The following is a 17,801-nucleotide window of genomic DNA, read 5'->3' on the forward strand; positions in this document are numbered from 1 at the left end:
TGGCAAGGCACTGTGCCATTAGTGTTTTTGACGGGTGTTTTGCCAGCCACTCTGCTTCAATGGCCGCTGTTGATCCTTTGAAAGGACGAGTTCTCCCATGGAAATCTCAGGAAACACCGCTTTTTATGCCGGTCTGAGCACCCTTCAGTCAGGGCAGAACCGAGTCGATCAAGCCGCCGAGCAGATCGCCAACACCACTCTCGAGCGTTCGCTCACCAGCCAGTCCTCCGAGGCGCAGGTCGACCGTCTGCGATCGGTTGATCGCAGCCGGCAATCGGACCTGGCCAGCAACGTGGTCGAAATGGCCCAAGGCAAGATTCAGGCGGAGCTGGGCGTGAAAGTCGCCAAGGCCGCCGATGAAGTGCTCGGAACATTGATCGATACCTACGCGTGAGCCTCACGTAGCTTTCCAGTTGTGGATGTTCTTGTTGTAAAAAGCGATCAAGTCTCTTTGAGCGCTTTTTTCATTTATGAACCTTGGAACTGCTTAACAATCCCAGCACCAAGGCCGAACCGCCATTATTCTTCGCCGTCACTATCAGCCGTTTCGATAAATGCTGGATGGCGATATCCGAACAGCGCAAAGGCTTTGTTGCCCAGACGAAGCTGTTATCTGGTTGGCCTTCTTTCAGAAAGCGTCTGATAACGCAATCCCGTGCACTAACAACCACAATGCTGCCGTCTGTCTGGGTTGCAAGTTTGATCCATTCAAAGGCTGTGAATGGCTCCTGGGTCAATACCGGCTCGCCACCGTTGAACTCTGGATCGATATGGCCGTTCGCAGTCACCCTCAAAAGCAGAGCCCCGCCCTTCGTGCCGACTACTCGACCTGCACACAGAATTTTATCTTGATAGACAATGAAGCTATTGAGCAGGGTAGTGTGGCGATCGAAATGGTTGTACAGGAAATAACCCGCGTCGCCAAAGTTTGGATCAAGCTTCCCATCGGCCGTATAGCGTGCCAATAAAAGCTTATGAGTATCGGTGATGCCGCCGACGATAATCTTTCCGTCACTCTGAACTTGAACATTCGGGGCATCGACTTGTGCATTGGGAAACACCACATCGATGCTGCCACCCTCCCCGAAGGATGAGTCCTCGGTTCCGTCGCTGTTCAATCTCGTCAACTTGCTGAAATAGTTGGCCGAGTTCGGATCCGGTAATTGATAGGAACCCGCAATCAGGATTTTTTCATCGGCCTGCAAGCAGCCATCAGCCATCTTTCGCTGAAGCAGTGGGGCTATCGCATTTTCGGGTCCATTTAACAAAACTTGACGTTTGAAAACCGGATCGAGAGTGCCGTCGGCATTGAACCGTGCGATTGCTGGTCGGCTGACTTTGCGTGAGATTGTTCCATTAGTGGTGAAGGTGCCGATCATGACGATTTTCCCATCAGTCTGCAGCAATAGCCGAGTCGGACGGGATTCGCCGTTTTCAGCAAAGGCAGAGATCGTGGGTTTAAAACCGTCAATTGTGAAGCCTAGCGCACTGGTGTGATTGAACTCATAGGTGCCGTCCTCAAGCAAACTAGCCAGGTAGAGGGATTCATCACTCCCTAAAACAACGGCGCCTATGTCACTGCGTGTACCAGGTTTCGGGAAGAAATAACCTCCTTCGGGACCGAATGCTGGATCCATATCTGGATCCCTATTCAGCGCGTTATTAGCCTCATTGGCGTCCATAATTATTTCCTTGAGTCTGGGTTGATCGGAGCGTTTGGCATAAGTGGTGCCTGGCTCCTTATGGAAAGTCAGATCAACTCCGCGAACAACTGTCACAAATACCAGTTCTGTCTGACTTTGCAGGTCTTTCAGGTATCTTCGAGAGCTGCGGGATCCACAGGGATCCTGTTTCATCCATGCTCGATGGTCAGAAAAATCGGTGGATCAGGGGGTAAAGGACGAACGGCAAAAGATCGACGCTTGACAAGATTTGGGCGTAAACGTATGTTTCAAACAACTGTTTGATCGCAACAACAAATCAATGCGGTCGTTCATTCCCGGTTACATCAGCAGAGGTTTATCGCTATGCCTGACTACAAGGCCCCCTTGCGTGATATTCGCTTCGTTCGTGACGAACTGCTCGGCTACGAAGCGCACTATCAGAGCCTTCCGGCTTGTGCCGACGCAACTCCGGACATGGTTGACGCCATTCTTGAGGAAGGCGCCAAGTTTTGTGAGCAGGTACTGGCTCCGCTGAACCGTGTGGGCGACCTCGAAGGTTGCACCTGGAGCGAGTCCGGCGTTAAGACGCCGACTGGCTTCAAGGAAGCCTACAAGCAATTCGTTGAAGGCGGCTGGCCGAGCCTGGCTCACGACGTCGAGCACGGCGGCCAAGGCCTGCCGGAATCCCTGGGCCTGGCCATCAGTGAAATGGTCGGCGAGTCCAACTGGTCGTGGGGCATGTACCCGGGCCTGTCGCACGGTGCGATGAACACCATCTCCGAGCACGGCACCCCTGAGCAGCAAGAGGCTTACCTGACCAAGCTGGTTTCCGGCGAATGGACCGGCACCATGTGCCTGACCGAACCGCACTGCGGCACCGACCTGGGCATGCTGCGCACCAAGGCCGAGCCTCAGGCCGACGGTTCCTACAAGGTTTCCGGCACCAAGATCTTCATCTCGGCCGGTGAACACGACATGGCCGACAACATCGTCCACATCGTACTGGCCCGCCTGCCGGATGCACCGGCTGGCACCAAAGGCATCTCCCTGTTCATCGTGCCGAAGTTCCTGCCGAACGCCGATGGCTCGGTTGGCACGCGTAACGCCGTGTCTTGCGGTTCCCTGGAACACAAGATGGGCATCCACGGCAACGCCACCTGCGTGATGAACTTCGACGGCGCCACCGGTTTCCTGATCGGCCCGGCGAACAAAGGCCTGAACTGCATGTTCACCTTCATGAACACCGCTCGTCTGGGTACCGCGCTGCAAGGCCTGGCCCACGCTGAAGTCGGTTTCCAGGGCGGCCTGAAATACGCTCGCGACCGTCTGCAAATGCGCTCGCTGACTGGCCCGAAAGCGCCGGAAAAAGCCGCTGACCCGATCATCGTGCACCCTGACGTGCGTCGCATGCTGTTGACCATGAAGGCGTTCGCCGAAGGCAACCGCGCGATGGTTTACTTCACCGCCAAGCAAGTCGATATCGTCAAGTACGGCGTGGACGAAGAAGAGAAGAAGAAAGCCGACGCACTGCTGGCCTTCATGACGCCAATCGCCAAGGCCTTCATGACCGAAGTCGGTTTCGAATCGGCCAACCACGGCGTGCAGATCTACGGCGGCCACGGCTTCATCGCCGAGTGGGGCATGGAGCAGAACGTTCGCGACAGCCGCATCTCGATGCTGTACGAAGGCACCACCGGCATCCAGGCACTCGACCTGCTGGGCCGTAAAGTGCTGATGACCCAGGGCGAGGCTCTGAAAGGCTTCACCAAGATCGTCCACAAGTTCTGCCAGACCAACGAAGGCAACGAAGCGGTTCAAGAGTTCGTCGCTCCGCTGGCTGCACTGAACAAGGAATGGGGCGAGCTGACCATGAAGGTCGGTATGGCCGCCATGAAAGATCGCGAAGAGGTCGGCGCGGCCTCCGTGGACTACCTGATGTACTCCGGTTACGCCTGCCTGGCCTACTTCTGGGCTGACATGGCGCGTCTGGCTGCCGAGAAACTGGCTGCCGGCACTTCCGAAGAGGCGTTCTATACCGCCAAGCTGCAGACTGCGCGCTTCTACTTCCAGCGCATCCTGCCGCGTACCCGCACTCACGTCGCAACCATGCTGTCGGGCGCCAACAACCTGATGGACATGAAAGAAGAGAACTTCGACCTGGGCTACTAAGCCTCAACGAAGCACTTGAAAAAGCCGCTGCTCCTTCGGGACCAGCGGTTTTTTTTGGGGGGCTTCCACTGGTTTGAGCGGGGCACGACCCCTTGTAGGAGCCAGCTTGCTGGCGATGGTCGTTAACGATCACGCGTATAAACTGGATTAACGCGGCGCACTTGAGTCCATCGCCAGCAATCGAGCGTCGACCGGCTGCTCCTACAGTTTCCCGGGAATGCGTGAAGAGCCTTTTTTGCTTTAAGGGTTGCCCGTGGAGTTAATGTTTGTAACGCCCTTTGAAAAATACCTCAGTAATTCACTCAGAAACTCGGGCTTTCTGCCGTTACAGTAGTGGGCACATTGCCATCTATTGATCTGACGGGTCGGAGCTTTACCCTTGCCGCGCTCATCCGCTGTACGTTTCAGTCATTTCCTGCCGTCATTGCTGCTGTTGCTGGCGGGGCTTGCGGCTGCGTACATCAAGGATCTGAACGTCTTTTTCACCTCGCTGTTCAACGTGCTGCCCACCCTGGTGTTGTTGCTCGGTGGCGCCTATTGCGCTGTGTACCGACGCCAGCGTGAACTGTTTCTGATGGTCACGGTGTACATCGCCTACTTCCTGCTCGACACCCAGACCGACTATTACCGCGACAACGGCAAGGTGCGTGACGATGCCGCCGTGGTCTTTCACCTGTGTTGCCTGCTGCTGCCATTGCTGTATGGGGTGTTCGCGGCGTGGCAGGAACGCACCCATCTGTTCCAGGACATGGTGGCGCGTTTCGCCGTATTGCTGGCGGTCGGCAGCGTGGCGCTGGGGCTTGAGCAAAGTTATCCACATGCGCTGCTGATCTGGTTGTCGGAGATTCGCTGGCCCGCGCTGCATGGTGCCTGGATGAGTCTGATCCAGTTGTCCTATCCGGTATTCATTGCCGTGTTTGTGCTGCTGGCCTGGCAATACTGGCGCAACCCGCGACCGTTGCATGCCGCGCAACTGGTAGGCTTGCTCGGGTTGTTCTGGATGCTGCCGAAGACCTTCATCCTGCCGTTCACGCTGAACATCATGTGCAGCCAGGTGATGCTGATGATCGCCGCCGCCGTTGCCCACGAAGCCTATCAAATGGCCTTCCGCGACGAACTGACCGGGCTGCCGGGCCGCCGTGCGCTGAATGAACGCATGCAACGGCTGGGTCGCAACTACGTGTTGGCCATGAGCGACGTCGACCACTTCAAGAAATTCAACGATACCCACGGCCACGATGTCGGCGACCAGGTACTGCGGCTGGTGGCCAGCAAACTGTCGAAAATCGGCGGTGGCGGTAAGGCGTATCGCTATGGCGGTGAGGAGTTTGCTCTGGTGTTTGCAGGCAAGACCCTCGAAGAGTGCATGCCGCACCTGGAAGTCATCCGCGAGTCCATCGCCACTTACAACATTCAGCTGCGTAATCAGGAAAACCGCCCGCAGGACGATAATCAGGGGCGCCAGCGGCGTACCGGTTCCGGTGCGTCGAGTGTATCGGTCACGGTCAGTATCGGCGTCGCCGAGCGGATCGATCAACGCACCCCCGAGGAGGTGCTCAAGTCAGCTGACCAGGCGCTCTACAGCGCCAAGGGCGCGGGGCGCAACTGCGTGATGGCGTTCGGGCAGAACCGCCGTGGCGCCGTGCGCATGGACGCCGCTACGGTTGAGTGATGATCGCGCATTCAGCGACTGGACATTGATTGTGGCGTAGTGTCGGCGGCAGTAGGTTGGAAAAAACTGCCGACGGAGAATGACCATGCCCGAGTACAAAGCTCCCTTGCGCGACATGCGCTTTCTGATCGACCACGTCTTCGACTTTCACAGTAGCTACGCCACGCTGGGGGCCACCGATGCCAGCCCGGACATGGTCAATGCGATCCTCGAAGAAGGCGCGAAGTTCTGCGAAAACGTGCTGTCGCCGCTCAACCGCAGCGGCGATGAAGAAGGCTGCCATTTCGACAACGGCGTAGTCACCACGCCCGCGGGCTTCAAGCAGGCCTTCGACCAGTATGTCGAGGGCGGCTGGCATGGCCTGGCGGCGGACCCGGGTTACGGCGGTCAAGGGCTGCCGATCTCTCTGGGCCTGGTCATCAGCGAGATGGTGGGTTCCAGCAACACCTCGTGGGGCATGTACCCCGGCCTGACCCACGGTGCGATGTCGGCGATCCACGCCCATGGCACCGAGGAGCAGAAGCAGACCTATTTGAAGAAGCTCACCGCGGGCCAGTGGACCGGCACCATGTGCCTGACCGAAGCCCATTGCGGCACCGACCTGGGCATCATCAAGACCCGTGCCGTGCCAGCGGCCGATGGCAGCTATGCGATCTCCGGCAGCAAGATCTTCATCTCTGCGGGCGAGCACGACATGAGCGCCAACATCATTCACCTGGTGCTCGCCAAATTGCCGGACGCACCGGCCGGGACCAAGGGTATTTCGCTGTTTATCGTGCCCAAGTTTCTGCCCGACGCGATGGGCGAAGCGGGCGAGCGCAACGGCGTGTCCTGCGGCTCGATCGAACACAAGATGGGCATCAAGGCCTCGGCCACCTGCGTGCTGAACTTCGACGAGGCCAAGGGCTTTTTGATCGGCGAGCCGAACAAGGGCCTCAACTGCATGTTCACCATGATGAACCACGCGCGGTTGGGCACGGGCATGCAGGGTCTGTGTCTGGGCGAAGCGAGCTTCCAGGGCGCGATCAAGTACGCCAACGACCGTTTGCAGATGCGCTCGCTGACTGGACCGAAAGCCCCGGAAAAAGCCGCCGACCCCATCATCGTGCACCCTGATGTGCGGCGGATGTTATTGACCATGAAAGCCTTCAACGAAGGCAACCGCGCGCTGACCTACTTCACCGCACAGTTGCTCGACATTGCACACCTGAGCCCGGACGAAACGGCGCGCCAGGATGCCGAAGACCTGCTGGCCTTCCTCACGCCGATCTGCAAAGCCTTCATGACCGACACCGGCCTGGAAGTGACCAACCTTGGCATGCAGGTGTTTGGCGGCCACGGGTTCATTCGTGAGTGGGGTATGGAGCAACTGGTACGCGACTGCCGGATCGCACCGATCTATGAGGGCACCAACGGCATTCAGGCGCTGGACTTGCTCGGGCGCAAGGTACTCGGCAGCCAGGGCAAGCTGTTGCGCGGGTTCACCAAAATCGTCCACAAGTTCTGCGCGGCGAACGCCGGACATCCACAACTGGCCGGGTATGTGGCGCAGCTTGATCAACTGAACCAGCAATGGGGTGAGTTGACCACCAGGGTCGGCATGGCGGCGATGAAAAACCCGGACGAGGTCGGCGCCGCGTCGGTGGACTATCTGATGTACAGCGGTTACATCATCCTTGGCTACCTGTGGTTGCGCATGGCGCTGGTGGCTCAGGCGCAGCTCGATGCTGGCAGCAGTGATGTTGGCTTCTGCCGGGGCAAACTGGCGACCAGCGAGTTTTACTTCAAGCGTCTGCTGCCACGCACTACCGCTCATCGGGCGGCCGTCGAAGCGGGGAGCGAATGTCTGATGCAACTGCCGGCCGAGATGTTTGCGCTCTGACACCTACCCTGTAGGAGCGAGCTTGCTCGCGATGGTCGTGAACGATAACGCGTAAAACCAGATGTCCAGTGGCGCCTTGGGGTTTTTCGCGAGCGGGCTCGCTCCTACAGTTCTTATGTTTCGCCTCTCTATATCGCAATGACTAAAAATTACAAAACGGTCATGAGCTGACCCTATGTGTCACAAAAGTTGTTGAGGTACACTCCGACCCAACGAAAACAACTCTTCCTGTGAATCATCTGTATAGATCTTGCGAGGTTTGCCATGGCTGACTACAAAGCGCCCCTGCGCGATATGCGCTTCGTCCTCAATGAAGTTTTCGAGGTCGCCAAACTCTGGGCCGAGCTGCCTGCGCTGGCCGAGACCGTCGATGCGCAAACGGTCGAGGCCATCCTGGAGGAAGCCGGCAAAGTCACCAGCAAAAGCATTGCTCCGCTGAGCCGTGCCGCGGACGAGGAAGGTTGCCATTGGGCCGACGGTGCCGTCACCACGCCGGCGGGTTTCCCGCAGGCCTATCAGACCTACGCGGAAGGCGGCTGGGTCGGTGTCGGTGGCGATCCGACCTACGGCGGCATGGGCATGCCCAAAGCCGTTTCGGCCCAGGTCGAAGAAATGGTCAACTCCGCCAGCCTGTCGTTCGGTCTGTATCCGATGCTGACCGCCGGTGCCTGCCTGTCGATCAACGCCCACGCCAGCGAAGAGCTGAAAGCCGCGTACCTGCCGAACATGTACGCCGGCATCTGGGCCGGTTCCATGTGCCTGACCGAGCCACACGCCGGTACTGACCTGGGGATCATTCGCACCAAGGCCGAGCCTCAGGCCGACGGTTCCTACAAGGTCAGCGGCACCAAGATCTTCATCACTGGTGGCGAACACGACCTCACCGAAAACATCATCCACCTGGTGCTGGCCAAGTTGCCGGATGCACCGGCGGGGCCGAAAGGCATTTCGCTGTTCCTGGTGCCGAAGTTCATGGTCAATGCCGATGGCAGCCTGGGTGCGCGCAACCCGGCGAACTGCGGGTCGATCGAACACAAGATGGGCATCCAGGCGTCCGCGACCTGCGTGATGAACTTCGATGAGGCCGTGGGTTACCTGGTCGGCGAGCCGAACAAAGGCCTGGCGGCGATGTTCACCATGATGAACTACGAGCGCCTGGGCGTCGGTATCCAGGGCCTGGCCACGGGCGAGCGCTCGTACCAGAACGCCGTGGAATACGCCCGTGACCGTCTGCAAAGCCGTTCGCCGACTGGCGCGCAGAACAAGGACAAAGTGGCTGACCCGATCATCGTCCACCCGGACGTGCGTCGCATGCTGCTGACCATGAAAGCCTCGAACGAGGGTGGCCGTGCGTTCTCCACTTACGTAGCCATGCAACTGGACACCGCCAAGTTCAGCGAAGATGCCGCCACCCGCAAGCGTGCTGAAGACCTGGTGGCCTTGCTGACCCCGGTGGCGAAGGCGTTCCTGACCGATCTCGGTCTGGAAACCACCGTTCACGGCCAGCAGGTGTTCGGCGGCCACGGTTACATCCGCGAGTGGGGCCAGGAGCAATTGGTGCGTGACGTGCGCATCACCCAGATCTACGAAGGCACCAACGGCATTCAGGCGCTGGACCTGGTCGGGCGCAAGATCGTCGGCAGCGGTGGGGCGTTCTACAACCTGTTCGCCGACGAGATTCGTCACTTCACCGCAACGGCCAGCGCTGACCTGGCGGAGTTCACCAAGCCGCTCAACGATGCCGTCACCACCCTCGATGAACTGACCGCGTGGTTGCTGGACCGGGCGAAGAGCAATCCGCACGAAATCGGCGCGGCATCGGTCGAGTATCTGCAGGTGTTCGGTTACGTGGCGTATGCCTACATGTGGGCCCTGATGGCCAAGGCCGCTTTGGGCAAGGAAGCGCAAGACGATTTCTACGCCAGCAAACTGGGCACCGCACGGTTCTATTTCGCCCGTCTGTTGCCGCGGATTCACTCGTTGAGCGCGTCGGTCAAGGCCGGTAGCGAATCGTTGTTCCTGCTGGATGCAGGACAATTCTGATGACGTAATGGTTTGTAAGCATTCTCTTACATAACGTGTTGCTGTTCTCCCATAGATACAAATTGGATCCACAGCTAATCTACTTCTCATGGACGTAGCGCAGGAAGCGCAAAGCAACAACAGGGACACGTAGGATTCTGCCAGGATGGCGGAGTGAAATGGATGTCAGGGAAACAGTCTGCAAAGCCCCGCTTCGGCGGGGTTTTCTTTTGCCCGAAGAAAAGTTTCTAGCTCCGCCCGTCCAGGGCCTGCGGGTTGTTCAAACGTTCAGCCGGGCCATTTATCACTTCTTCCAGCAATGTCCGCAGCAAGGCCAGCGAGGCCTGCTGCCGTTGCACATCCCGACACACCAACCCGACTTTCAGTGGTACTCGTGGTTCGCTCAGGGGTTTCCACAGCAGTTCGTGGTTGCCATGGGTCTTTTGCGAGCGTCCGGGCAGCACCGTCGCCAGGTGTGTGTGCGGCAGGCTGTCGAGGATGCCGGCCATATTGTTCAGTTCGGCTTGCACCTGTGGGCGGCGCCCGAGGCTCGCCAGTTGGGTTTGCCAGATCTGCCGGATCTGAAATTCCTCGCCCAGCAGCAACATCGGCAGCTCGGCGGCCTGGCTCATGGACACTTTCTTGAATTCACGCAGCGGGTGCTCTGCCGGGATGACCAGGGTCAGTTCATCTTCGTACAGCATCACGCCATGCAAACCCGGCTGGCGGGGCGGCAGGTAGCTGATGCCGATATCCAGAGAACCGTTGAGCAGTCGCCGCTCGATTTCCAGTCCGGTCAGTTCGTAGATCTGCACGACAAGATGCGGCTGCGCCTTGCGCACGCGCTCGAGCATCTGTGGAACGAGGCTGGTATGCACGGTCTGCAATACGCCGATGGCCAGGGTGCGCAGCGCCTGACCCTTGAAGTTGCCGAGCGCCTCCCGTGCCCGTTGCAGGCCATCGAGCAAAGGCAGGGCGTGGTTGTACAGCGTATGGGCCGCGAGGGTCGGCAACAGGCGTTTGCTGTTGCGTTCGAACAGGCTCACATCGAGGTTTTGCTCGAGGTGGCGGATTTGCTGGGACAGCGCCGGCTGGGAGATCGACAGGCGCTCGGCGGCCCGGCCCACATGGCCTTCTTCATAGACCGCGACGAAATAACGCAGTTGCTTGAAATCCATAAGTATTACTTATCGAAAATGCTGGGAAATCGAAATGGCTGAATGCCTCGCCTGAGCCTAGTCTAACCGCATTCACAGGGCTTACAGGGCCACAGAGCGCGATGAATATCCTTTGCTTGGATGGTGTTGACATAGGTAAGGCAAAAAACCTCATCAGAGGTTTTTTCGGATGAATCTGTTCAGTTTGCGCCGTAGTCCTCCCAGTCTTGATGATCTGGCCATGGACGCCTCCCTGCCTTCCACAGGCAACAGTCTTACCAGCGAGTACTTGATGCCCGGTATCGAGCGGCCGAAACAGGTGTTTGTGCGCGGCCAGGGTTCATGGTTGTGGGACAGCGATGACCGCGCGTACCTGGATTTTTCCCAGGGCGGCGGGGCCAACAGCCTTGGTCATAGCCCCTCGGTACTGGTCAACGCCATTACTGCCCAGGCTCAAGCGCTGATCAATCCGGGTTTTGGCCTGCATAACCGCGGCATGCTCAGTCTTGCCGAACGTCTTTGTTCCAGCACCGGCAGTGATCAGGCCTACCTGCTCAATACCGGCAGCGAAGCCTGTGAGGCGGCAATAAAACTGGCGCGCAAATGGGGGCAACAGCATCGCGGCGGTGCGTCGCGAATCATTGTGGCCAATAACGGTAACCATGGCCGTAGCCTGGCGACGATGTCGGCGTCGGACAGTTCGACATTAGCCAACCGATTCGAGCCGCAACTGCCGGGCTTCAGCCATGTCCCGTTCAATGACCTTCCGGCATTGCATGCGGCCGTGGATGAACGGACCGTCGCGATCATGCTCGAACCGATCCAGAGCGAAGCCGGTGTGATCCCGGCCACCGCGCATTACCTCAAGGGCGTCGAACGCCTGTGCCGTGAACTCGGCATTTTGCTGATCTTCGACGAAGTGCAAACCGGCATCGGCCGTTGTGGCACCTTGCTCGCGGAACAGTCCTGCGGGGTCACGGCGGATATCGTCGTGCTTGGCAAAGGTTTGGGCGGCGGCGTTCCATTGGCCGCGCTGCTGGCACGGGGCAAGGCCTGCTGTTTCGAACCCGGCGAGATGACCGGTACCCATCATGGCAATGCACTGATGACCGCGGCGGGACTTTCGGTGCTCGATACGGTGCAGGACAAGGCTTTCCTCAAGCACGTCGCAGAAGCCGGTCAGCACCTGCGTGAGGGCTTGGGGCGTTTGGCCCATCGTTACGGTCACGGCGAGTTGCGCGGACAAGGGCTGCTGTGGGGGCTGATGCTGTCGGACGATTCCGCTGACGCAGTCGTCAAGGCCGCGCTCTACGAAGGCCTGTTGCTCAACGCCCCGCAACCCGACTGCCTGCGCTTTACCCCTGCGCTGAACGTCAGCAACGCCAACATCGATGAAATGCTCCTGCGCCTGGCGCGCGCCTTCTCCCGAGTACGCACCGCGCAATTGCAGTGCCGCAAAGGGATTGCCGTCTGATCCGACGCGCCCTGCACACATTCCCGAACCGTCTCGCGGTAATACGCACGCCTCACGCCCGACACTTTTAGCGTGGGGCGTTTTTTTGTCTGCGAAATTCAACGAAAGGGCGGAGCTTGGGAATAGAGGGACTGAACCCTGACAGACGGCACCGGTCGATTAGCTGTAGGGCTCGAACGAGTCCACCCCAATCAGGAGCTGCCCCATGGACTTTATTCGCATCATCATCGCCATCCTGTTGCCGCCGCTGGGTGTGTTTTTGCAAGTAGGATTCGGCGGAGCGTTCTGGCTGAATATTCTGCTGACGTTGTGCGGTTACATTCCGGGGATCGTGCATGCGGTGTACATCATCGCCAAGCGCTGAATTTCGCGGCGGCAGGTCGGCCGCCTTCGCGAGCAAGCCCGCTCCCACAGGGTTTCGCGTAAACCGTCGACTCTGTGGGAGCGAGCCTGCTCGCGAAAGGGCGCGCCCCAATTCATGTATGTGGCGCCTATGTCAGTTCGCCAATTCCATCACCCGCCGATAAAACAACCACTCCTGCTCCAGCGCATGGGCCTGATTGCCGGCCTTGCGAAAGCCATGGCGTTCGTCCGCGTAGTAATGCGCTTCGACCGGAATACCGTTATCCCGCAGCGCCGTGACCATGTCGCGGGTCTGTTGCGGGACGACCACGGCATCCAGTTCTCCCTGAAAGAAGATCATCGGCACGCGGATGTTGCCGGCATGCAGCAGCGGAGTGCGGGCGGCATAGCGTTCGGCGTCCAGCAGAGGATCGCCGATCAACCAGTCCAGATAGTCGCTTTCGAATTTGTGGGTCGCGCGCCCCAGCGCTACCGGGTCACTGACCCCATACAGACTGGCTCCGGCACAGAACACGTTGTGAAACGCCAAGGCGCAAAGCGTTGTATAGCCGCCGGCGCTGCCGCCGCGAATGAAGGCCTTGTCGCCGTCGATCAGGCCCCGTTCGTTGAGGTAACTGACTACGGCGCAAGCGTCTTCGACATCCACATCCCCCCAGCTCAAATGAAGCGCCTGACGATAGGCCCGGCCATAACCGCTGCTGCCGCGATAGTTGAGGTCGGCCACGGCGAAGCCCCGCTGTGTCCAGAACTGGATGCGCGGATCGAGCATCGGGTAGCACGCCGACGTCGGGCCGCCATGGATGAACACCACCAGTGGCGGTTTCGCCTCGCCGGTCATTGCCGGGTAGAAGAAGCCGTGTGCTTCGCCTGAGCCACTGGGGTAGCGCAAGGTCTGCGGGCGGCTGATCCGTTCGGGAGCAAGCGGTGCGATGCCGCCAGCCAGTAACTTCACTTGCCGGCTCTGACGGTCGATGGCGATGACGGCGGTTGAACTGACGGGTGACGCTGCAATGCAATAAATGAACTGCCCATCCACGGCGAGATGGCGGAAGCGGCTGTAGTCGCCGGTGAAGTCGGCGTGGGAATTGCCGCCTATGCCCAATCGGCCAAACCCGCCCTCGGTCCAACTGGCCAGATAACTGTGGTCGCCCAGCGGCAACCAGGTACTGCCGCCGAGTTGCCAGGGCGCGGGGCCGTGGTCGGCGTTGGCACTTGGCAATGGGCTCAGGCCTTTCCCGGATTCCACCCATGGCTGCCAGTAACCGGCGCGATCCGTCAGGCAGTACAAGCGACCGTCGGCATCAAACCGTGGCTGTTGCACAGACTCTTGAGCACCGTCGCCCGCCACACAACGAGCCTCGGCAAACCCGCCATGGGCGAGGCGTTCGGCAACCATCAAGCGGGTTGCTGTCCATGGCTGATCCGGTCGACTCCATTCGATCCAGGCCAGGCGCCGGGCATCAGGGCTCAGCGTTGGTGCTGCGTAAAAATCAGCACCTTCGGCCAGCAGGTGGCGTGCGCCACCCAGCAGATCAATCGCCACCAGTCGGTGTTGATCGCGATGCTCCTCGACCGCCAGCACCTGCCCGTTGGCGAACTGCAGGTCGCCAAAACGGCACGCACCGGACGTCAGCTTTTCGGGCGCTTCGTCTTGCAGTGTTTGCCGATACAACTGCTGGTCGGTCTCGTTGACGAAAACGATGCCGTCGTCCGTCAGACAAAAGGCTCCACCGCCATATTCGTACACCCGACTGCGCACGCTGAACCCCGGCGGCGTCAGGCATTTCGCTGTGCCCTCACGCCAATGCCAGATCCGGCACGCCGCGTCTTCGGGTCGGTACTCGTTCCAGAACAGGCCGTTTGGACCGACCTGTAGTTCGGCAAAGTCGATACCGGCAGCCACGGCTTTGGCAGCGCTGAAAGGTTCAGCTTTTGGCGATGAGGCGTGAGTTTCGTTCATTGCGAAAGGCCAGTTGGTCGATGGTCTGGGTCGCGTGTTCGGCTTCTTCGCGAGCCTTGAGGATCACGCCGTGTTGTGGCGACTTGCTGCACACCGGGTCGGCATTGCTGGCATCACCGGTGAGCATGAACGCCTGGCAGCGGCAGCCGCCGAAGTCTTTTTCTTTCTCGTCACAGGAGCGGCACGGCTCGGGCATCCAGTCGTAACCGCGAAAGCGATTGAAGCCGAACGAGTCGTACCAGATGTGATGCATGCTGTGGTCGCGTACGTTGGGAAACTGCACCGGCAGCTGTCGGGCGCCGTGACAGGGCAGGGCGGTTCCGTCCGGCGTGACTGTCAGAAAAATACTGCCCCACCCGTTCATGCAGGCTTTCGGGCGTTCCTCGTAATAGTCCGGAGTGACGAAAATCAGCTTGCACGGATGCCCTTGGGCTTGCAGTTTGGCGCGGTATTCATTGGTGATGCGTTCGGCGCGCACCAGTTGCTCCCGGGTCGGCAATAGCCCGACGCGATTGAGTTGCGCCCAACCGTAGAACTGGCAAGTGGCGAGCTCGACGAAGTCCGCTTCCAGTGCGATGCACAGCTCGATGATGCGGTCGATCTGGTCGATGTTGTGCCGATGGGTCACAAAATTCAGCACCATCGGATAACCATGGGCCTTCACCGCCCGGGCCATTTCCAGTTTCTGTGCAAAGGCCTTTTTCGAGCCGGCCAGCAGGTTGTTCACCTGCTCGTCGCTGGCCTGGAAACTGATCTGGATGTGATCGAGGCCGGCCTTCTTGAAATCGCTGATTTTCTGCTCGGTCAGGCCGATGCCGGAGGTGATCAGGTTGGTGTAGAAACCCAGTTTGCGGGCTTCGGTAATCAGCTCGGCGAGGTCCTGGCGCACCAGCGGTTCACCGCCGGAAAAGCCCAGTTGCGCCGCGCCCATTTCCCGCGCTTCACGGAACACCTTGATCCACTGTTCAGTGCTCAGCTCTTTGCCCTGCTCGGCGAAATCCAGCGGATTGGAGCAGTACGGGCATTGCAGCGGGCAGCGATAGGTCAGCTCGGCAAGCAGCCACAGCGGCAGGCCGACTTCAGGTTTGGGCGGCACTTGCCTTGATGAATCAGGCAAGTTCGATCCAGTGCTGCGCACGGGCTACCTCCATGAATTGCTCGATGTCGTCACCGAGCTCGGGTACGCCGGGGAACTGTTGGTCGAGTTCGGCGATGATCGCCGCGACATCCCGTTCACCGTCAATCAAGCCACCGATCAGTGCGGCACTTTCGTTGAGCTTGATCATGCCTTCCGGGTACAGCAGCACGTGGCCTTTCTGCGCCGGTTCGTACTGGAAGCGGTAGCCGGGACGCCAGGTCGGGGTCTTGCTGCGATCGAAACTCATAAGGTGATTCCTTTGTGCCAGACCCGTTCTCCGGTCACGCTGTGATACGGCGGGCGTTTCAGTTCGTAGGCCATGCTCATGGCATCGAGCATGCTCCAAAGAATGTCCAGTTTGAACTGGAGAATTTCCAGCATGCGCTCCTGGCCTTCACGGGTGGTGTAGTGCTGCAACGTGATCGCCAGGCCGTGCTCGACATCACGCCGTGCCTGACCCAGGCGTGTGCGGAAATACTCGTATCCGGCCGGGTCGATCCATGGGTAATGCTGCGGCCAACTGTCCAGGCGCGATTGGTGGATTTGCGGGGCGAACAGTTCGGTCAGCGAGCTGCTGGCGGCCTCCTGCCAGCTGGCGCGGCGGGCGAAGTTGACGTAGGCGTCCACGGCGAAGCGCACGCCGGGCAGTACCAGCTCCTGGGAGCGCAACTGGTCCGGGTCGAGGCCGACGGCTTGGCCCAAACGCAGCCAGGCTTCGATGCCGCCGTCTTCACCGGGCGCGCCGTCGTGGTCGAGCAGGCGCTGAATCCACTCGCGGCGGATCTCGCGGTCAGGGCAGTTAGCCAGAATGGCCGCGTCTTTCAGGGGAATGTTCACCTGATAGTAGAAACGGTTGGCGACCCAGCCCTGGATCTGCTCGCGGGTAGCCCGGCCGTCGTACATCGCCACATGGTAGGGGTGATGGATGTGGTAGTAGGCGCCCTTGGCGCGCAGGGCCGCTTCGAATTCGGCGAGGGACATCGGGGTGTCGGTCATCGGGGTTCTCCGGGGGAACAACCGTTGAGGTGTAGTGCTTGTGCCGGCCTCATCGCGAGCAGGCTCGCTCCCACAGGGGAATGTGGCCAACTGTGGGAGCGAGCTTGCTCGCGATAGACCGCGCAGCGGTCTCGATTGCTTACAGCACAATACTCATGCCGTCATACGCCACTTCAACCTGGCGCCGATCCAGCTCCGCGCGCTCGGGCGAATCTTCATCGAGAATCGGGTTGGTGTTGTTGATGTGGATAAGCACCTTGCGCTGCGTGGGCAGTTGCTCCAGCACTTCGAGCATGCCGCCGGGGCCGTTTTGCGCCAGGTGGCCCATCTCCCGACCGGTGCGGGTGCCTACGCCACGACGCTGCATTTCATCGTCATCCCACAGCGTACCGTCGACCAGCAGGCAATCGCTGCCGGCCATGATCTCCAGCAGCGCTGCATCCACCTTGCCCAGGCCCGGTGCGTAGAACAGTTTGCCGCCCGTGCCCCGGTCCTCGACGATCAGGCCGATGTTGTCGCCCGGATGCGGGTCGAAGCGGTGCGGCGAGTAGGGCGGCGCGGCACTGCGCAAAGGTAGCGGGGTGAAGCGCAGGTTCGGGCAGGCCGGTACGCTGAAGCTCTGTTCGAGTTCGATGCGATTCCAGGTCAGCCCGCCATTCCAGTGGTTGAGCATGGTGAACAGCGGAAAACCGGTGCTCAGGTCTTCGTGGACCATATCTGTACACCAGACCTGATGCGGGCAACCCTCGCGCAGCATGAGCAGGCCGGTGGTGTGGTCGATCTGGCTGTCCATCAGGATGATCGCGCCGATCCCGGTATCACGCAGGGCGCGGCCCGGCTGCATCGGAGCGAAGCCCTGGAGTTGGGCGCGGATGTCCGGGGAGGTGTTGCACAGCACCCAGTTCACGCCGTCATCGGAAATCGCGATGGACGACTGCGTCCGCGCCTTGGCCCGCAGGCTGCCGTCGCGAAAGCCTGCGCAGTTCACGCAGTTGCAGTTCCACTGGGGGAAGCCGCCGCCGGCGGCGGAACCTAGAATCTGGACAAACATGGACGCTCCATCATTTCAACGCTGAAAATAAAACGCCTCGGATAACCGAGGCGTTGTGCTGCACATCTGCCAAGGCAGAGATTAGCGGCTTGCGAAGTACATGGTGACTTCAAAGCCGATACGCAGGTCGGTGTAGGCAGGTTTGGTCCAGGCCATGAATTGAACTCCTTCTAGTGGGGGTGGGACAGCGCTAGCTATAGGTATAGTCCACCTCAAGTCAGAGATGTTCCAGATAGTTAGGTTGCTATGTTAC

General features: G+C 59.6%; 15 protein-coding genes. 7 read left to right on the forward strand and 8 right to left on the reverse strand.

The annotated features are described in order from the left end of the window. The first annotated feature begins 97 nt into the window (after positions 1-97). Positions 98-394 carry a pyrroloquinoline quinone biosynthesis protein PqqE gene (locus Q8X48_RS17365; RefSeq protein ID WP_407799940.1) on the forward strand — a complete coding sequence of 99 codons (297 nt, stop codon included), beginning with the start codon at positions 98-100 and terminating at the stop codon, positions 392-394. Positions 395-464: 70 nt separating this feature from the next. On the opposite strand, the gene Q8X48_RS17370 is transcribed toward Q8X48_RS17365, so the two are convergent. Next, entirely contained in the window at positions 465-1,856 is a 1,392-nt protein-coding gene (locus Q8X48_RS17370; protein ID WP_407799939.1) for a hypothetical protein, read from the reverse strand. Positions 1,857-2,027: 171 nt separating this feature from the next. On the opposite strand from Q8X48_RS17370, the gene Q8X48_RS17375 reads away from it, so the two are divergent. From Q8X48_RS17375 to Q8X48_RS17390, 4 genes are all read left to right on the forward strand, one after another. Then, on the forward strand, positions 2,028-3,833 hold the full coding sequence (locus tag Q8X48_RS17375; RefSeq protein WP_407799938.1) for a phenylacyl-CoA dehydrogenase: 1,806 nt from the start codon (positions 2,028-2,030) through the stop codon (positions 3,831-3,833). A 379-nt stretch (positions 3,834-4,212) separates the two neighbouring features. Next, positions 4,213-5,505 (forward strand): GGDEF domain-containing protein, encoded by a 1,293-nt coding sequence (locus tag Q8X48_RS17380; RefSeq protein WP_407799937.1) that lies wholly within the window; start codon positions 4,213-4,215, stop codon positions 5,503-5,505. Between the two features lie 85 nt (positions 5,506-5,590). Next, positions 5,591-7,387 carry an acyl-CoA dehydrogenase C-terminal domain-containing protein gene (locus tag Q8X48_RS17385; RefSeq protein WP_407799936.1) on the forward strand — a complete coding sequence of 599 codons (1,797 nt, stop codon included), beginning with the start codon at positions 5,591-5,593 and terminating at the stop codon, positions 7,385-7,387. A 264-nt stretch (positions 7,388-7,651) separates the two neighbouring features. Next, positions 7,652-9,430 (forward strand): acyl-CoA dehydrogenase C-terminal domain-containing protein, encoded by a 1,779-nt coding sequence (locus Q8X48_RS17390; protein ID WP_407799935.1) that lies wholly within the window; start codon positions 7,652-7,654, stop codon positions 9,428-9,430. A 227-nt stretch (positions 9,431-9,657) separates the two neighbouring features. Here the strand turns inward: Q8X48_RS17390 and Q8X48_RS17395 are convergent, their stop codons facing one another. Continuing rightward, positions 9,658-10,587, reverse strand: a complete 930-nt coding sequence (locus Q8X48_RS17395) for a LysR family transcriptional regulator (protein ID WP_407799934.1) — start codon at positions 10,585-10,587, stop codon at positions 9,658-9,660. Positions 10,588-10,756: 169 nt separating this feature from the next. Here Q8X48_RS17395 and Q8X48_RS17400 point away from each other — a divergent pair, with 169 nt between their 5' ends. After that, entirely contained in the window at positions 10,757-12,040 is a 1,284-nt protein-coding gene (locus Q8X48_RS17400; protein ID WP_407799933.1) for an aspartate aminotransferase family protein, read from the forward strand. 205 nt (positions 12,041-12,245) lie between these two features. Further along, complete coding sequence (locus Q8X48_RS17405; protein ID WP_003228885.1) at positions 12,246-12,404, forward strand: YqaE/Pmp3 family membrane protein; 159 nt, start codon at positions 12,246-12,248, stop codon at positions 12,402-12,404. Positions 12,405-12,536: 132 nt separating this feature from the next. Here Q8X48_RS17405 and Q8X48_RS17410 read toward each other — a convergent pair whose 3' ends face one another. From Q8X48_RS17410 to pqqA, 6 genes are all read right to left on the reverse strand, one after another. Next, on the reverse strand, positions 12,537-14,363 hold the full coding sequence (locus Q8X48_RS17410) for a S9 family peptidase (RefSeq protein WP_407799932.1): 1,827 nt from the start codon (positions 14,361-14,363) through the stop codon (positions 12,537-12,539). Then, positions 14,329-15,501, reverse strand: coding sequence for a pyrroloquinoline quinone biosynthesis protein PqqE (gene pqqE / locus Q8X48_RS17415; protein ID WP_407799931.1), 1,173 nt, complete (start codon positions 15,499-15,501; stop codon positions 14,329-14,331). The genes Q8X48_RS17410 and pqqE overlap by 35 nt, the downstream gene beginning before the upstream one ends. Next, complete coding sequence (pqqD, locus tag Q8X48_RS17420) at positions 15,473-15,748, reverse strand: pyrroloquinoline quinone biosynthesis peptide chaperone PqqD (protein WP_008051583.1); 276 nt, start codon at positions 15,746-15,748, stop codon at positions 15,473-15,475. The genes pqqE and pqqD overlap by 29 nt, the downstream gene beginning before the upstream one ends. Then, positions 15,745-16,497: a pyrroloquinoline-quinone synthase PqqC gene (gene pqqC, locus Q8X48_RS17425; protein ID WP_407799930.1), complete on the reverse strand. Its 753-nt coding sequence runs from the start codon at positions 16,495-16,497 to the stop codon at positions 15,745-15,747. Before pqqC ends, pqqD begins: the two co-directional genes overlap by 4 nt. A 139-nt stretch (positions 16,498-16,636) precedes the next feature. Further along, positions 16,637-17,548 (reverse strand): pyrroloquinoline quinone biosynthesis protein PqqB, encoded by a 912-nt coding sequence (pqqB, locus tag Q8X48_RS17430; protein WP_407799929.1) that lies wholly within the window; start codon positions 17,546-17,548, stop codon positions 16,637-16,639. 81 nt (positions 17,549-17,629) lie between these two features. Beyond that, positions 17,630-17,704: a pyrroloquinoline quinone precursor peptide PqqA gene (pqqA, locus tag Q8X48_RS17435; RefSeq protein ID WP_003444522.1), complete on the reverse strand. Its 75-nt coding sequence runs from the start codon at positions 17,702-17,704 to the stop codon at positions 17,630-17,632. Positions 17,705-17,801 lie beyond the last annotated feature (97 nt).

The sequence above is a fragment of the Pseudomonas sp. QLc11A genome (assembly GCF_052112305.1).
GTDB lineage: Bacteria > Pseudomonadota > Gammaproteobacteria > Pseudomonadales > Pseudomonadaceae > Aquipseudomonas > Aquipseudomonas laurylsulfatiphila.